This is a genomic window from Cytophagia bacterium CHB2 (genome assembly GCA_030263535.1).
In the GTDB taxonomy this organism is placed as follows: domain Bacteria; phylum Zhuqueibacterota; class Zhuqueibacteria; order Zhuqueibacterales; family Zhuqueibacteraceae; genus Coneutiohabitans.
In genome coordinates this window covers 1-16462 of the sequence record SZPB01000206.1, presented here as the reverse complement: position 1 = coordinate 16462, position 16462 = coordinate 1, and the positions used below count along the sequence as shown (strand labels likewise).

The window sequence follows — 16462 nt, the reverse complement described above, 5'->3', positions numbered from 1 at the left end:
CACTACGGCGCGCTTGCGCGGATAGGCTTTCAGCCAATCTGCCGCGCGCGCCAAACCTGCCACGCCGCCGGCACAACCAAGCCCCCAAAGCGGCGAACGCCTGACCGAAGGGCGCAAGTGCAACACGTTCACCAAATGCGCATCAATGCTGGGTGTTGCCAGGCCAGTGGTCGAAACAAAAAACAAATGATCAATATCTTGCGGAGTGATTTGAGCTTGCTGGCAGAGTTTGCGCACGGCCTCGCTGGCCAGCCGGATGGCATGTTGGGTGTATAAAGTGTTTTTTTCGCTGAGGGAGTGCGACTTGCCATACCACTCGACGGGCATGCAAAAATGACGTTTGTCAATCCCGGTGTTTGCAAAAATGGGGAGAAGGCGTTCGACGTTTAGAGATGAGCCGCCGAACAACTGCTGCACAAAATCACTGACAAAATCCTGGCGGTAAACATTTTCTGGTACAATGGTTTCGATACCTGTAATCGAGGGCATCTCGCCGTTGCTCCCGTGGCTATTGAGATCGATTTCGCGTGGCGCAGAAGGCGGTCGTGCATCAAAAAAGTGGGGCGAATATCTTCACAAAGCGGACAAAATGCAAGCTCTTTTTGCCAAACAAAAAGCCCCCGAAGAATTTCGAGGGCTTGTGCAAAGCAGTATGGTATTACCGTTACCGGCTCAACCGAGATATTTGCGCAGCGGCTCCAAACGTGAACGGTGCCGCAAGCGCCGCAATGCTTTCTCTTTGATTTGGCGCACACGTTCGCGCGTGAGCTTGAAATGCTCGCCGATCTCTTCGAGCGTCAACGGGCGATCACCATCAAGGCCGAAGTAAAGCCGAATGATTTCCGCCTCGCGCGGCTTGAGGGTCGAGAGCACTTTGTCAATCTCGACTTCCAGCGACTCCTTCATCAACGTGTCATCCGGAGGCGCGTAGCGGTCGCTCTCAATGACGTCCAGCAGGCTGTTGCCTTCTTCTTCTTTGAAAGGCTCGTCAAGCGAAAGATGGCGCGCCGAGGTTTTCATCACGTCGGCAACTTCGTAAGCGGAAATTTCCATCTTGTCGGCGATTTCGTCCATGCTCGGTTCGCGGCCGAAGCGCTTTTCCAGCTCTTCGAGCGCGCGGCCGACTTTGTTAATCGCGCCGACGCGGTTGAGCGGCAAGCGCACCACGCGGCTCTGCTCGGCCAGAGCTTGCAGAATCGACTGGCGAATCCACCAAACCGCATAGGAAATAAACTTGAAACCGCGCGTTTCATCGAAACGCTGCGCCGCCTTGATCAATCCCAAATTGCCTTCGCTGATCAAATCCTGCAACGGCAGACCCTGGCCCTGATACTCTTTCGCAACGCTGATGACGAAGCGAAGATTGGCTTTCACCAATTTATCCAGCGCTTTGCCGTTGCTTTTGCGAATCAGGCGAGCCAATTCCACTTCTTCTGCCGGCGCCAGCGGCGAGTATCCGCCGATTTCTTCTAGATATTTTTCAATCGACTGTTTCGTCCGGCTTTCAGTGACTTTGCGTTTTTTTGACATATCAACTTCCAATCAATCAAGATGCTCGTGTCCCGTAGTCAGTCTCTCTAACTGTGCGAAAGGTATAGACGAAAATCCCACGAGAAAGTTTTGCGTCCGTTATGGCTAAAATTAAACGACACCCTCCCAGGGCTGCCGTGCTACAAATACAAGCTTCGAAATGGCTATGCAGAATTGATGCCGAACTTACTTCACACGCAAGCGATTTGCCCGGCGAATGGCGTTTTCGCGGCGCAAACGCTTGCGTTGGCTCGGTTTTAAATAGTACGTCGACTTTCTAAAGTCGCGCAAGACGCCCGCGCGATCACATTTGCGTTTGAAACGAACAATGGCGCGATCAAGCGATTCCTGCGATCCAACGATGACTCTGACCATATTGTCACCCCTTTCTGTTCTCTTGTTGTCCTAAAAGCCAGACAAAATCAAAAAACTTAACAATTTTAATTGCCTGACTACTCCTAAACTGCTTGGCAAGAGAAAAGTTCCCCAACCAGGCGGGCAAGATCAAAGCTAAAGTCTTTCAAATTATATAATTATATTACACTTTCGTCAACCCCGCCCAAACGGCACTCCGTCATGAGAGCACTCGTGACCAAGACGCCACAGCTTAAAGAATGGTTCTAAAAAAAGTTACGAAGTTAACTTAAAATAACTATCATTTAACTTGCCTTGATGTAACTGTAAGAAATTCCGAAAGAACAGGCCATTCGTTTGCATTTTTTTTAAGCGCGGAATATACAGCAATAAACTCTCTTTGTCAAGCTAGTGACAATTATTTATTAATTCTGAGCGTTTGTTTTTATACCGGCAAGAACACGAAGAAAGTGCTGCCGCGCCCCAACTCGCTTTCCACTTTGATGACTCCACCGTGCTCTTCGACAATTTGCAACGCCAGCGCCAGGCCGATGCCGCTGCCCTTTTCTTTCGTCGAAAAATAAAAATCAAAAATTTTTGTCAAATTCTCCCTCGGCCACCGTCTCAATGCCGATGGTGAGGCGGCCGCCGCTGGGCATGGCCTGCACCGCATTGATGAAAATATTCAAAAACACCTGGTGAATTTTGTCAGGATCGACCTGCACTCTCACCTCCGGTGTGCGATAATCGCGCTCGACGCGAATGCCTTTCTGCAGGGCCTCCGGCGCCTCCATTTTGATCAATTCATCTAACAAATCGCTCAAGCGTTGCGATGATTTCTTGAGTTTCGGCGGCCGCGCAATCAGCAAAAAGTTGCTCACCAAATCATCCACGCGGCGAATTTCGGAGGACAGGATTTGATGATAATGCTCGAGTTTTTGCGGATCGAGATCTTCTCTTGAAAATTCGCGGCGCATCAACTGCAAGTTGATCACCATGGAGTTCAGCGGATTGCGAATTTCATGCGATAGCACCGAGGACAGCTTGTTCAGCGTCTCCAGGCGCTCGGCGCGCTTCAGGCGATCCTGAAAACGGCGCAAGCGGCGTGTCATGGCGTTGAAATGCAGCGCCAGCGTGCTGATTTCATCGCGGCCCAGGCGGCGAATCTTGTGTTTCAATCCGCCCTTGGAAATCTCGGCAATACCGCCGATCAATTCATTCACCGGCTTGACGATTTGCTTGGTGTAAACGGCGGCAATCAGAGCAGCCACCAACACGCTGCCGATCATGAGCAGCAGAATCTGCAACTCCATCACGCGCGAGGGCGCGAAGGCTTCGCGCACCGGCTGCTGGATGACGGCAGCCCATTGCTGTTCGACAATCGGCGCGTACGCCGCAATCATCTCAATGCCGCTGCGATTGACATAGGTCTTGTTGCCGCTGCGCCCGGCAATGGCTTCAGCGATGATGGCGCTTTCCTCGAAACGCCGGCTTTCCAAAACCTCGCGCCGGTCGGTGTGCGCGATAAACTGCCCGTCTGCGCGAAAAATAAACGCTTCACTTTTGTTGCCCACGAGATTGCTGTCGACCAGCGCCCAAATTTCTTTCAAATCGACTTCGGCGAGCAGGTAGGCATTCACTTCATCGAAAACGACAACCGGCTCGGCAATATCCATCAGCGGCAATTTCTCACTGGAAATATATACCGGCGAGGTATAGCTCTTGTTGGTTTTGATCGTCTTTAAAACGTGTTCGCCCGTAGTGTGATGGTTGGAGGCGCCGAACGCCGTGGAACGGCTCACGCGGCCGAGGGTATCCAGCAGGGAAATTTTTTTGAAGATGGGGAATTCGCGCACGATCTTGTTGATGACGAGTTCCTGCCCGATGCGATCGTTGGTAAAAAATGCCGGGCTTTGCGCATTGATGCGCAAAATGTCGCGCGCGCGCCCCACCGTTGCGCTGATCAAAGAAGACGATCGCCGCGCCAGTTGCAGATTGCGGTCCAAAATCGTTTCGCGAATGGCCTTTTGCGCCGTGTGAATCAAAATCTGGCCGGTGATCAACAACGGAATCGTCACCAAAAAAATATGCGAGATGAGCAGGCGCGTAAACAGCCGGTGTCGCAAGGGAATTGACGGGACCTGCATATCAACATCCAACCTCAGGTTTGCAAAAATTACCGCCGGCGCGTTGCGGCAAAAGCCCGATCAACGCAGGCGCCATTCATAAAACGGCTTGGGTTTGCCGTCGCTGTCGAGATAATCCGCATAACGCGAGGCATTGATAATATGCCACACCAGCCAGGGATGAAAGAGGAACGTGGCCGGCTGATCTTCCGCCAGAATCAATTGTAACCGCATCATCGCCGTGCGAATGTCTTCGCGTTTCTCGAAATTGCGCATCACGGTCACGGTATGCTTGAATTGTTCGCTTCTATAGGCCAGAAATCCCGCGCCCGAACCGTCGCCGAAAAAATCAAGTATACTTGCCGGCGAATCGGCAAAACGATGCTGCAACAGCACGGCATCAAAGTGCCCAGCGTTGAGGGAATCGTTAAGCGCGGCAGCGCTCAACGGCTCGGGAATGACGTCGATGCCGATTTGATTCCAATCGATCTTGATTTGGCGCGCGAGTTGTTCTTTTAGCTTGACGCCTTCTTGAAAAAACAGGCGGAACTGCAGCGGCCGGTTGTTCTTGATGCGAATATGATCTTTATTCATCTTGCCCCAGCCGGCGGCTTCCAGCAGCGTGATGGCCAGACGCGGATCATACTTGATTTCTTTCACCGCCGAGGCAAAGAAATAACTCTCTTCTTCAAACGGCCCGCGGCTCAAATCGGCCTCGTTGAACAAATTTTGCCGCAAAAAATTCTTGCGATCGATGGCATGTCCGAGCGCACCGCGCACGGCCGGCTCACGCAACAGCGGATGGGAAAAATTATAACACAACAGGTCAACCGTGTTGCTGTCCGGTTTCAACGGCACGATTTGATAGCTCGGATCAGCATTTTGAATCTCCTCCGCCGACGATTTATTCGTGAGAATCGCATAATCGATTTTGCCCAACAAAATCTCGGAGATCAGGCTGCGCTCGCTGGTGAAAAAACGATATTCCACGCCGAGGGGGCGGCGAACTGGCGGAAACGAGGACGCAGGGATACCTGCAACGGAAGGCCTAAAAGCAAGAGATAATGAATAATTGCTCGATTGCACCACGGCAAACGGTTTGGCGTCCCCCTCATCCTTGACAAGATAAACGCTGTTGCGCATTTTGAGCGTGAGTTGGCGAATATCCTGCTCGCCGGTGAGCAAACCGACGACAACGCTGGGCTGCGACAACATGGTCTGTTGTGCCATTAGCGGCGTTGCTCCCGCCAGGGCTAGGAGCTTAATCATTCCCAGCCACAGCGCGAGCAGGCGCACTTCGCGCAAAGCGTTCCGGTGTGCGCCGCCCGGCCATATCCGCAGACAAACGCCTGTACCTCGCCACACAAGCTCACAGCAAAACGGCCGGCTCATCTCCAGGCGCTGAAGGTTTATCCGCGGGATTCTTGAAAACCAGGAAGGAAAATTGTATAACAGTCGTATCAATTGCCCAACGGTATCCTTTTAAAATGATGATTGGCGAAAAACATTTCTAAAGATTTCAGCGGCGCGGGCAATATCGCCGGCTGCAATACCAAGATGTGTTACCACCCGAAACGACGAACTGCCCATCGGGGTTACCCAAACCCCTTCATCTTTCAAAGCGGCAATCGCAGCCAGGCAATCAGCTTGTTTATCGGCAATCGTAATCTTGATAATATTCGTTTGCACGCTGTTCAAATTGATCAACAACGACGGGAGGCGCGCGAGTTCCTCCGCCAGCATGCGCGCATGCGCATGATCTTCGCGCAGCCGCTCGTAGTGATGTTCCAGCGCATAAATCGCAGCGGCCGCCAAAATGCCGCACTGGCGCATGCCGCCGCCGAACATCTTGCGGAAACGCCGCGCCGTTTCGATAAACTCCTTTGTGCCGGCCAGCGCCGAGCCGGCAGGCGCGCCCAGTCCTTTCGAAAAACAAACCGACACGGAGTCAAAAAAAGCGGCGTAGGTGCGCGGCGCAACGCCGCTGGCAACACTCGCATTCCACAAGCGCGCGCCGTCCAGATGCATGCGCAAGCCGTGAACTTTAGCTAACGCAGAAATTTCCTGAATGCGCGCCAGCGGCCAAATCACGCCGCCGGCCAGGTTGTGTGTGTTCTCCAAAACAATCAGGCGCGTGCGCGGAAAATAAAACGTTGCCGGGCGTATGGCTTCCTGAACTTGCGCCGCTGTGATGACGCCCGCATCGCCCGGCAAAGGCCGGGTGGAAACGCCGCTCAAAGCCGCGGCGCCGCCCACTTCATAATCCAAAAAATGCGAAGCCGCTTCGCAGATAATCTCATCGCCGGGTTGCGTCTGGCATCGAATGGCCAATTGATTAGCCATTGTGCCGCTGGGCACAAACAGCGCGGCTTCTTTGCCCAGCAGATGCGCAATCCTCTCTTGCAGGCGATTCACCGTAGGATCTTCGCCATAGCCATCATCGCCGACTTCTGCCGCTGCCAGGGCTTGCCGCATCGCGGGCGTGGGCTTGGTTACCGTGTCGCTGCGAAAATCAATAATAGACATGGGGTTTTGTCTCTTAAAAAGCCGTTTACGTTATTGGTTTTCGCCCAAACTTGCAAGGGAAATCTCCCCGCATGATCCTCTCTTGTTTCTCAGTTTAATTTCATTATATTCACCAACACTTTTTTGATGGATGATAATGTGGTTTGACTGTACCTCAAGACTGCCAACCGATGTTTGCAACCTCGGTGTGACTACGGCAATACACGGCACTCTAACCGGAGAAAAGCGTGCAATTTTCAACGTTCATGCGCTTTGTCAAACTCGAGCATACACTGTTTTCGTTGCCGTTGATTTTTAGCGGCGCCATCCTGGCCGCCGGCGGCAAAATTTCACTGCGCCTGACCGGCTTGATGCTGTTGGCGGCCGTGGGCGCGCGCACAGTTGCGCTCGCACTCAATCGCATGATCGATCGTCACCTCGACAAACAGAATGCGCGCACCGCCGTGCGCGAGCTGCCCGCCGGGCGCATGACGATCATGCATGCCTGGCTGGTGCTGCTCGCCGGCTTGATTTTATATTTTGTCAGCGCCGAATTGATTGGAAGATTCTGCTTGCTGTGGTCGCCGTTGCCGCTCGCGATCTTTGTTTTCTATCCTTACATGAAACGCTTCACCCCGCTGGCGCATTTCGGCGTTGGCCTGGGATTGGCGATGGCGCCGCTGGCGGGTTGGGTGGCGGTTACGCAATCGCTTGACAATCTCATGCCGGGATTTATCCTGGGTTTATTCACGCTGCTGTGGGTTGCGGGTTTCGATATCATATATGCAACATTAGACGAGCAATTTGACCGCCAGGCGAATCTCTACTCGCTGCCGGCTGTGTTCGGCCGCAAACGCGCCCTCGCAATTTCGGGACTCTTGCACGTTTTGGCTTTTCTGGTCTTGCTCGCGATTTTCATGCTTTATCTTCGCACACTTGCCGCAGCGCCGCTGCTGGCGGGCGCAGGATTCCTGTTGTATCTCGAACATGCCAAAGCCAACGACGTTGAGTTGGCTTTTTTTAAAATTAATGCCGTCCTGGGTTTCGTGGTTTTTGCCATGGTCATTGTCGGAGTCAGTTTTCGATGAGAATTGCGATCGGCCTCACCGGCTCCTCGGGCGCAGTTTACGCCGTCGAGTTTTTGAAACAATGCCCGGGCGACAAATATTTGGTCGCGAGTAAATGGGGCAAAGTCGTGTTGCACGATGAAATGGGGTTGAGCGAGCGCGATCTGCAGCCGCATGTCAAAAAAATTTTTTCGAACGATGATCTGCATGCGCCGCTTGCCAGCGGGTCGAATAGTATCGACGCTTTCGTTATTATTCCCTGCACCACGTCAACTTTGGGTAAAATCGCTTCGGGCATCGGAGATACCCTACTGACTCGCACCGCGCAAGTCGCGCTCAAAGAACGCTTTCGCATGGTCCTGTGCATTCGCGAAACTCCTTTGTCGTCATTAGCGCTGGAACAATGCCTCAAACTTTCGCGCGACGGCGTGATCATCATGCCGATTTCGCCGCCGCTGTATTTTTTGCCCAAAACGGTCGACGAGTACGTGAGAGCCTACGTCGATAAAGTGCTGGGCGTCATTGGCGTGCGCGCCAGTCGTGGCTGGCGCGCGGAAGAGTTGGAATGAGCGCCGGCCGCCTGATTGATGGCCTTGCGTTGTTCTCAAAAATCTGATCAATCCGGGAGTTGTAATGAACCGTTTTCAAAATCTAAGCCTTGACGATTTTCGTGCAGCATTGACGCGGCCGCAGATCAGCAGCATGCAAATTATTCAGGCTTTTCTGGCCTTTGGCGTTGTGCTCTTTGCCGGGGTCGTGATACTCCTATACGCTTCCCTGGGCTCGCCGGAAAGGGAGTTGCCGCAAGATTTTGCCGTGCAAACCATCTGGCTCATGACCGTCGTTCATCTCGTGCTGGCGGTTATCATTTATCTGGCAGCGCCGCGCATTGAAAATCTTATCTACAAACAAGCAAAAAACAATACGGCTGCGAGTGCAACCGCGATACCGCTCGCCGTGCAGGCGTTGGGCGTGATGAGAACGGCTCGCATCGTTCGCCTGGCTTTGTATGAAGGCGTGGCGCTGTTGGGTTTGGTGATATGCTATCTGGCGATGACGATGAACGTGCTTGTTGCGCATCCCCTCTATTGGGTGAATGCCGCAACCGCGGTGACCATGATCGCTTATGTTATATCGACTTTTCCAAATGCGGAGCGGCTTACAACTATTTTCCACGAAAAGCTGAGACAGGCGAGTTGAGATATGAATTCGGTAAAGTCCGGTCCGGCGGATCGCCTTTAAGAAATCAAAGAGGCGCATGTTAACGGCCGTGAAATTTTACCAAGAGCTGCGCTCAGGCTCTTCGTTGCCGCTGATTATCAGCGCAAGCGATGGCAATAAATATGTCGCCAAGCTTTGCGGAGCGGGAGACGGAATTTTGGCAAATGTGGTCGAATGGCTTGCCAGCAAGCTGGGAACGTTGCTGCACCTCCCCGTCATCAGCCCGGTGTTTTTGGCAATACCCAAAACTCTCGATGATGCTTCATGGGATCCTGAAATCCGGGAACTCTTGCAAAAAAGTATCGGCGTTAACTTGGGCCTACCGTATCTGGAAAAGGCGGAGACGTATAGCGAGCGCGCCGCGCACACCGTGGACGAGAACCTTAAGGACGAAATTTTTCTCTATGATCTTTTTCTTCTAAACATTGACCGCAACCCTGCGAACCCCAATATGATCATTCATCAGGGCGAACTCCGGTGCCTGGATTATTCTTCTGCGCTGATGATCAGAGGCGCCCTCACGCGGGAGAACTACCGCGAGCATGTCCTGTTGCGCCACCTGAAACGGCACCCGTTTTATCGCTCGCCCATCATGCCCTATCCTTTCATCAACAAACTCAGACAAGTCGCCGACAGCGACATTTCTCAAATCGTCAGTGAACTGCCGGACGAATGGCTCAAACCATTGCAGATCGCAGCCGCGGCGAGTGAAGCCAAGGAGATTATTCGTGCACGCTTGATCGCCAAAAAGAATCACGGTGAAGTGTTGCTGCGCATGCTGGATATGCTGAGAATCGTGAAACACGAAACCGAGGAAGAACGGCACGCGAGAAGCTTGCAGAATCGACTGGCGTTCGAACAAAAACACGGAAAGATATAATAAATCGAACGTGACCATTCAGAAGTTTTTTAAATAGTCAGATATTCTGGGACATAATCGCTTGCGCCTTTATCACCGGTACGCACAAAGATTTATGAAGCGCAACGCAAGTTGATCAGCAAAAAGGTTCAGACGCAATGGCGTCGCTAAACGCTCTGACCAAAGATTTTCTTCGCTTGAGCCAGGATTTTCCGAGCAAATCACTGGTGCGCTGGCGCAATTGGCAGCGCCGCCTCGGCCCGGCTCGCATCCTGATGGCCAGCTTTGGCGGCCTGATTTTGCTCGGCACATTTTTATTGACGCTCCCCGCCGCGTCCCAGGGCGATCCTGTCGGCTTTATTGATGCGCTGTTCACGGCCACCTCTGCCACCTGCGTCACCGGATTGACGGTGGTGGACACCGGCAAGACATTTTCACTCTTCGGCCAGAGCGTCATTCTTGCGTTGATTCAACTGGGCGGCCTCGGGTTGATGACGTTCTCATCATTCTTCATGTATCTCTTGGGCGGAGGCCGCCTTTCGTTGGGCGGCCGAGATATTTTACAAGAGACGCTCAGCCAGGGGCCGATGCAAAACTTGAAAGCGCTGCTCAAAACCGTTTTTCTCGCGACGGTCGTGATCGAAATTACCGGCGCGTTGTTGTTGACTCTGTGTTTTCTGCGGGATATGCCCGTCACTTCGGCGTTTTACTACGGGGTATTTCATGCCGTTTCAGCATTCTGTAACGCGGGTTTTGCGCTCTATGTCGACAATCTTGAAGCCTTCAAAGGCAACGCGCTGTTTAATTTCACCATCACCTCGCTCATTATTTTGGGCGGGCTGGGCTTCGTTGTCATTTTCGAGATCAACCGCAAACGCCAGCGTCCCCAGTACCATTTGTCGCTGCATGCGCGGCTCGTGTTGCGGATGACGGCCGGCCTGATCATTGCCGGCGCCGTGGGCATCTTTGTGCTCGAGATCACAAACACATTGGAAAAGTTGCCGTGGGGTGAGAGGATTTTATCCTGCTATTTTCAATCTGTCACCGCGCGGACTGCCGGCTTCAACACCCTGAGCGTGGGCACGCTGACAGATGCGACTTTACTCTTACTGATTGCATTAATGTTCATCGGCGCCTCGCCCGGCTCGTGCGGCGGCGGCATCAAAACCACGACGGGCGCGGTTTTGCTGGCGTTCATTCGCGCGCGCTTTCGCAACGAGGAGAACGTTCACCTGCTGCATCGCCGCATTCCGAGCGATGTTCTGGCGCGGGCCATTTCCGTTGTCTTTTTTTCCGCCGCGCTCATCATGATTTTCACGTTCTTACTTTTGCTTTCTGAAGCCGCCAGCATTTCGCATCAACAAAGCCGCGGCATTTTCTTGGAATTGTTTTTCGAAGTCACTTCGGCGTTTGCCACTGTCGGCTTGTCAACCGGCATCACGTCCAGCCTCGCGCCGCTGAGCAAGCTGTTGATCACGCTGGTGATGTTCATCGGCCGCCTGGGCCCGTTGACCGTTGCCATTGCCGTCGGCAAAGAAGCAAAAACGCTCTTCACCTATGCGCAGGAAAACGTCTTGATTGGATAAGCATTAAACCTGTATCTGAATTTTTAGAAGGGGCTTTACATGCGAAGTTTTGCAGTTATTGGACTGAGCAGTTTCGGCTATCATCTTTGCAAAAATCTTTCCGAATTGGGCGCGCCGGTAATGGCGATTGACGTGGACGCCGAGAAAATCGACGACATCAAACCGTTCGTGCAAAAGGCCGTGGTCGCGGATGCGAAAGACAAGGACACGCTCAAGAGCCTGGGGATGGAAGATATCGATGTCGTGGTGGTGACGGTGGGCGAGCCGATCGAAGTAAGTATTCTCATCACACTTTATTTGCGTGAAATCGGCGTGAAAGAAATCATCGCCAAAGTCATTACCGAAGATCACGCCAAAATTTTGGACAAGCTCGGCGTCAGCAGTGTTGTGTTCCCGGAACGCGACATGGCGAAGCGCATTGCCTATACGTTGCGACGCTCGATTTTGCTCGACTATGTGTCGCTGGGCGAGGGTTACAGCATCGTCGAAATGGGCGCGCCCTCAGACTGGCTCGGCAAGCCGCTGGCCGCGCTCGACGTGCGCCGGCAATACAACATTCAAATCATCGTGATTAAAGATGTGTTGTCCGACAAAGTCGTGATTATTCCCGGCGGCGATTACGTTCTCAAAGACAGCGATATTTTGGTTATGGTGGGCCGCGACGAAGATTTGGAGCAGGTGGAAAAGCTTTAGTATTGCAAGAATCGCAATTGTGCGAATAAAGCAAAGTTTTCTCCAACAGATGAATGTGGCCACCAGCGTTTGAGCCATCCGTCGGCAGATTCTACCCGTGGGAAATTTCCTTCAGTGGTTCCGGTATCTTCGCCGTGCGCAAAGCCAGCCGCTGGCGCACTTTGAGATACAACCAACTGCCCAACACGACGCCGAAGCCATCAGCAACGGCATCTCGCCAATCCATGTGCCGCCCCGGTACGAAATGCTGATGGACTTCATCAAAAATTCCGTAAAGCGCGCCGATGCCGATCGCCAACAAAAACAAGAGAGTTGTGCTTGTGCCAGTCTGTGTTTGCGCCAGCGCACGCATCAACAAAAAGCCGAGCGGCATGTAGATCAACAGATGCGCCCACTTGTCGTCCCAGTCCGTCAACCGCATCGGCGGATCAAAGTCCGGTATCGAAGATTGTATAAACAAAACCGCCGCCCACAAAATCGGGGCGCGATAATTTTTCCAAAGCCACGCAACGTTTTCGTTAAATTTCATGAAACCCAACTTGAATCTATTTGGTACGGTTCGACAGCTCATCTCTGCCTGCCGGTAAAATCAACCTTTCTGCATGCGCAAAAATGCCTGCGGCACATGCTGCAGAATATCGCCGGCCAGCATGCTCCACATGCCCAGTTCTTCGCACGCCAAATCACCGGCGAGGCCGTGCAAGAACACACCCAGCCCGGCCGCGGCCGCCGGTTCTAGTCCCTGTCCCGCCAATCCCGCAATCAAGCCGGTCAAAACATCGCCGCTGCCCGCTGTGGCCATGCCGGCATTGCCGGTGGAATTGATCATCACTTCTTGCGTAGGCAACGCAATGAGGCTGGGCGCGCCCTTCAATACCAGAATCTGGCCAAACTCTTGCGCCGCTTGGCGCGCGACGGCAATCGCGTCGTTTGAGATTTCATTCTTTGCCACTGCGAGCAAGCGGCTCAACTCTCCGGGATGCGGCGTTAAAATGAGAGAGGCGCGGCTCTTGCGAATCGCGTTGACGTCTCCGGCTAACACATTCAAACCGTCAGCGTCGAGCACAACGGTTTTATCAGAAGTGGCCAAAATTTTCCTGACCAACTCACCGGTTGCGGGCGCAACACCCAAGCCCGGACCAATTACTATGACATCCGCCCACGACAAGCGTTCGGCAAGAAGCTCAAAAACGCCTGGCGCAATTTTACCGTCCTGCTCCGGCAGCGGCAATTTGATCACCTCGGCGGTCGCGGCTTCCAAACTTGGGAGCAAGGATTGCGGAGCAGCAAGTACCACCAAACCCGCGCCGGCGCGGAGCGCAGCCGTGGCGGTTAGCCGGGCGGCGCCGCCAAAACCAGTGGAGCCGGCGATGACTAAAATTTGGCCAACGCGGTTTTTGAAAGCATCTCGTGGCCGCTGCGGCAGCCATTTTTTCATTATCTCCGGCGCCAGCCAATACGTGTGACACGCCGCGTGTTGATAGGCGCTCGCCGGAAAACCGATATCCGCGACATGCAATTCACCGGCATACTCGCGGGCCGGCGAAAACAGCAAGCCGGTTTTGCGCGCGCCAAATGTCACAGTCAATGCAGCTCGTATGCACGGCCCATCAACTGCGCCGGTGTCCGTGTTCATACCGGTGGGCAAATCAACCGCGAGAATCGGGCGCCCGCTTTGATTGAGGTGATGCACCGCGTCAGCAAGCAGGCCGGTGAGACTGCCACGCACGCCAGTGCCGAGCAAGGCGTCGATAACAACATCAACGCCGGCGAGATCGGGCATCGCATCAACAGCTTGAAGAGATTGAACGCGATAACCGAGGGCGGTGAGTAACGTGAAATTCGCCGCAGCATCGCCGCGCAAATTCTCCGGGTTTCCCAACAAAAACGTGTCACATGACACCCCGGCCTCGCTCAGCAACCGCGCCACCACAAAACCGTCGCCGCCGTTGTTGCCTTTGCCACAAAAAATCGCGGCGCGTTTGCCTGGCAACGGTTGCCAGCGCTGTCGAATAATCTCAAATGTTGCGCGCCCGGCATTTTCCATTAATACGCGCCCGGGCAGGCCGAGCGTGGCAATAGTGAAGTGATCGACAGCCTGCATTTCCTGCGCGGTAACAGCGTGCGGCAAATCATGCAACAGATTAGAAAAAGACATGACAGTCACTCAAAACATGATCTCACAAGTATCAACTAGTAAACTGTTACCTTAATTTTTTGTAGTCCCACCCCCTTGTACCCCCTTGTGGGGTGCTATTGCAGCCAATAAATTCGCGGGTTGGAACAATGCCCCACAAGGGGGCAGGACTACGAAATCATGGTAACAGTGTACTAGACGAATGCGCCGTTAGACTGTTATCCTGAAAGAACGCTATGAAGCACTCAGCGCCATGATCAAACATTCACAAGCTCCTTTCAGGATGACAGCGGGGATATATTTTCGAGAATTATAGTGTACTAAGGTTTTACTTTTGCCGGCGTGACGGCATTGCGGCACTGGCCGGTTTGCTCGAACTCCGTGATATTCGCGAGCGTCGTTTCAGCAATGTTGGTGAGCGCTTCCTGCGTGAAAAACGCCTGGTGGCCGGTGATAATGACATTCGGAAACGTGAGCAAACGGGCAAACACATCATCTTGAATCATGCGATTCGACAAATCTTCAAAAAACATGCCCGCTTCTTCTTCATAAACATCCAATCCCAGCGCGCCAATTTTACCGGACTTCAGAGCGTGAATCGCGGCGCCGGTGTCAATCAACGCGCCGCGGCTGGTGTTGATCAACATCGCGCCGGGCTTGAAATGCCGCAACGATTGCGCAGCGATCATATGATAGGTTTCCGGCATCAGCGGGCAATGCAGCGTCACAATGTCGGATTCTTCCAGCAATTCAGACAGGGCAACATATTGCGCGCCTAACGCAATACACTCGGGATTGGGAAAGGGATCGTAAGCCAGCAAGTGGCAACCGAATCCTGCCATGATTTTTGTCACCGTCGCGCCGATTTTTCCCGTGCCCACAATGCCGATCGTGCGGCCGTGCAAATCAAACCCGAGCAAACCTTCCAGCGCAAAATTGCCTTCGCGCACGCGCGCGAAAGCGCGATGAATCTTGCGATTCAGGGCCAGGATCAACCCCACGGTATGTTCCGCCACCGCATAAGGCGAATATGCCGGCACACGCACAACGGCAAGACGCAACTCGTGCGCCGCATTCAAATCAACATGATTAAAGCCGGCGCTGCGCAATGCCAGCAAACGAACGCCCTGCTGTGCGAGTTGCTGCAAGACGCTTGCATTGAGCCGATCATTGACAAACGCGCAAATGCCTTCGACGTTCACGGCCAGACGGCTCGTTTCTTCCGTCAAGCGCGGCTCGAAAAAAGTGAGTTGGTGTTGGTGAGGTTGATTGGCCGCGCTGAAAAAATGGCGATCATATGGTTTCGTGCTGAAAAAAGCGATCTGCACGTTTTTGTCTCCTTGCCAGTGACAAGCGCCGCGGAGCAGCAATTGGCATTCTTGCAGCACAGTGAATTATGCCAATAAGTGATGAACTTCTCAAATTCAGAATATAATTCTGACCGTTTCTTGCCCACGATAGAGCTTTGTCGGCTGTTTCTTCAATCAGTTGAATTTTCCTGGTTGCGGCTCGCGCGTTGGGTCATTTCTCAAAAACAACTACAGCAGAAGCGTAATGATCGGAATGCGTCAGACTGACGTGAATGTTGATGTTGGCCAGGCGCGCTTGCATGCGGGCGCTCAAAATCGGGATCGGTTTGCCGGCGGCGTCGTTTCCAATGGAAAAATCCTGCCACGAAAAACGTTCGTCCCAGCCCGTGCCCAGAGCCTTGGCAAAGGCCTCTTTCGCAGCAAAGCGCGCGGCATATGAAGCGGCGCGAGACACACGGGCTTCGCATTGCGCGATTTCCTCCGGGGTGAACACTCTGGCAAGAAAGCGCTGTTCCCAGCGCGCCAGCATCGTTTCCATGCGCGCCACTTCGACCAGGTCGATGCCAATGCCACAAATCATGAATTCATACTCCCGTCCCGCATTGTCATTTTAAAGATTGCCGCGGCGTTTGTTTTTGTGCGGCGGGTGGCGGCCCCGCCTTTTCGCTTGATTGTTAGACGATTTTCAATTAGATTCTTCGGCAAAAAATCCGAGAATCTTCGCGAGCGCTATGGCGACCCCCAAATCCGACGCACCCCTGATCGCAAAAGCATTGACGGGCGACCAAAAGGCATATGCCGATCTGATGGCGCGGCATCGCGGCCCGCTTTATAATCTGCTCTACAACATGGTGCATAATCGCGAAGAAACCGAGGATTTGCTGCAAGAATCCTTCATGAAGGCGTTTACCGCGCTGCACACCTTCAACAAGGAATTCGCCTTTTCCACCTGGCTCTACAAAATCGCGATCAACACCACCATCGATCATCTGCGCAAGAAGAAACTGCAAACCTATTCCATCGACAAGCCGATTCAATCCAAAGAAGGCGAACTGAAGCGCGAGTACGCCGACG

At 53.2% G+C, this 16462-nt stretch carries 18 protein-coding genes; 7 read left to right on the top strand and 11 right to left on the bottom strand.

Annotation, left to right across the window (positions count from 1 at the left end; all coding sequences use genetic code 11):
* The 7 genes from FBQ85_18505 to FBQ85_18475 all read right to left on the bottom strand — a co-directional run.
* On the bottom strand, nt 1-489 hold a 489-nt coding region (locus tag FBQ85_18505; protein ID MDL1877125.1), incomplete at its 3' end, for a type III polyketide synthase.
* Nucleotides 490-672: 183 nt separating this feature from the next.
* The gene (locus tag FBQ85_18500) at nt 673-1530 is read right to left on the bottom strand and encodes an RNA polymerase sigma factor RpoD/SigA (protein ID MDL1877124.1); all 858 of its coding nucleotides are present in this window, start codon (nt 1528-1530) and stop codon (nt 673-675) included.
* Nucleotides 1531-1716: 186 nt separating this feature from the next.
* Complete coding sequence (rpsU, locus tag FBQ85_18495) at nt 1717-1905, bottom strand: 30S ribosomal protein S21 (protein MDL1877123.1); 189 nt, start codon at nt 1903-1905, stop codon at nt 1717-1719.
* Between the two features lie 424 nt (nt 1906-2329).
* Nucleotides 2330-2557, bottom strand: coding sequence for a hypothetical protein (locus FBQ85_18490; protein MDL1877122.1), 228 nt, complete (start codon nt 2555-2557; stop codon nt 2330-2332).
* A complete protein-coding gene (locus FBQ85_18485) occupies nt 2472-4031 on the bottom strand; it encodes a HAMP domain-containing protein (protein ID MDL1877121.1) in 1560 nt (519 codons plus the stop codon). Before FBQ85_18485 ends, FBQ85_18490 begins: the two co-directional genes overlap by 86 nt.
* A gap of 60 nt (nt 4032-4091) precedes the next feature.
* Nucleotides 4092-5402: a hypothetical protein gene (locus tag FBQ85_18480; GenBank protein MDL1877120.1), complete on the bottom strand. Its 1311-nt coding sequence runs from the start codon at nt 5400-5402 to the stop codon at nt 4092-4094.
* 90 nt (nt 5403-5492) lie between these two features.
* The gene (locus tag FBQ85_18475) at nt 5493-6536 is read right to left on the bottom strand and encodes an aminotransferase class I/II-fold pyridoxal phosphate-dependent enzyme (protein ID MDL1877119.1); all 1044 of its coding nucleotides are present in this window, start codon (nt 6534-6536) and stop codon (nt 5493-5495) included.
* A 227-nt stretch (nt 6537-6763) separates the two neighbouring features.
* Here FBQ85_18475 and FBQ85_18470 point away from each other — a divergent pair, with 227 nt between their 5' ends.
* From FBQ85_18470 to FBQ85_18445, 6 genes are all read left to right on the top strand, one after another.
* Nucleotides 6764-7603 carry a 4-hydroxybenzoate octaprenyltransferase gene (locus FBQ85_18470; GenBank protein ID MDL1877118.1) on the top strand — a complete coding sequence of 280 codons (840 nt, stop codon included), beginning with the start codon at nt 6764-6766 and terminating at the stop codon, nt 7601-7603.
* Entirely contained in the window at nt 7600-8151 is a 552-nt protein-coding gene (locus FBQ85_18465) for a UbiX family flavin prenyltransferase (GenBank protein ID MDL1877117.1), read from the top strand. Before FBQ85_18470 ends, FBQ85_18465 begins: the two co-directional genes overlap by 4 nt.
* A 64-nt stretch (nt 8152-8215) precedes the next feature.
* Complete coding sequence (locus FBQ85_18460; protein MDL1877116.1) at nt 8216-8782, top strand: hypothetical protein; 567 nt, start codon at nt 8216-8218, stop codon at nt 8780-8782.
* 70 nt (nt 8783-8852) lie between these two features.
* Nucleotides 8853-9683, top strand: coding sequence for a hypothetical protein (locus tag FBQ85_18455; protein MDL1877115.1), 831 nt, complete (start codon nt 8853-8855; stop codon nt 9681-9683).
* A 137-nt stretch (nt 9684-9820) separates the two neighbouring features.
* Nucleotides 9821-11248, top strand: a complete 1428-nt coding sequence (locus FBQ85_18450) for a hypothetical protein (GenBank protein ID MDL1877114.1) — start codon at nt 9821-9823, stop codon at nt 11246-11248.
* 39 nt (nt 11249-11287) lie between these two features.
* Complete coding sequence (locus FBQ85_18445; GenBank protein MDL1877113.1) at nt 11288-11941, top strand: TrkA family potassium uptake protein; 654 nt, start codon at nt 11288-11290, stop codon at nt 11939-11941.
* A 91-nt stretch (nt 11942-12032) separates the two neighbouring features.
* Here FBQ85_18445 and FBQ85_18440 read toward each other — a convergent pair whose 3' ends face one another.
* The 4 genes from FBQ85_18440 to acpS form a co-directional block, all read right to left on the bottom strand.
* Nucleotides 12033-12512, bottom strand: coding sequence for a VanZ family protein (locus FBQ85_18440; protein ID MDL1877112.1), 480 nt, complete (start codon nt 12510-12512; stop codon nt 12033-12035).
* An 18-nt stretch (nt 12513-12530) separates the two neighbouring features.
* The gene (locus FBQ85_18435) at nt 12531-14099 is read right to left on the bottom strand and encodes an NAD(P)H-hydrate dehydratase (protein MDL1877111.1); all 1569 of its coding nucleotides are present in this window, start codon (nt 14097-14099) and stop codon (nt 12531-12533) included.
* 299 nt (nt 14100-14398) lie between these two features.
* Nucleotides 14399-15406: a 2-hydroxyacid dehydrogenase gene (locus FBQ85_18430; protein MDL1877110.1), complete on the bottom strand. Its 1008-nt coding sequence runs from the start codon at nt 15404-15406 to the stop codon at nt 14399-14401.
* A 193-nt stretch (nt 15407-15599) separates the two neighbouring features.
* A complete protein-coding gene (gene acpS, locus FBQ85_18425; GenBank protein MDL1877109.1) occupies nt 15600-15968 on the bottom strand; it encodes a holo-[acyl-carrier-protein] synthase in 369 nt (122 codons plus the stop codon).
* A 151-nt stretch (nt 15969-16119) separates the two neighbouring features.
* Between acpS and FBQ85_18420 the strand changes: the two genes are divergently transcribed.
* On the top strand, nt 16120-16462 hold a 343-nt coding region (locus FBQ85_18420; GenBank protein MDL1877108.1), incomplete at its 3' end, for a sigma-70 family RNA polymerase sigma factor.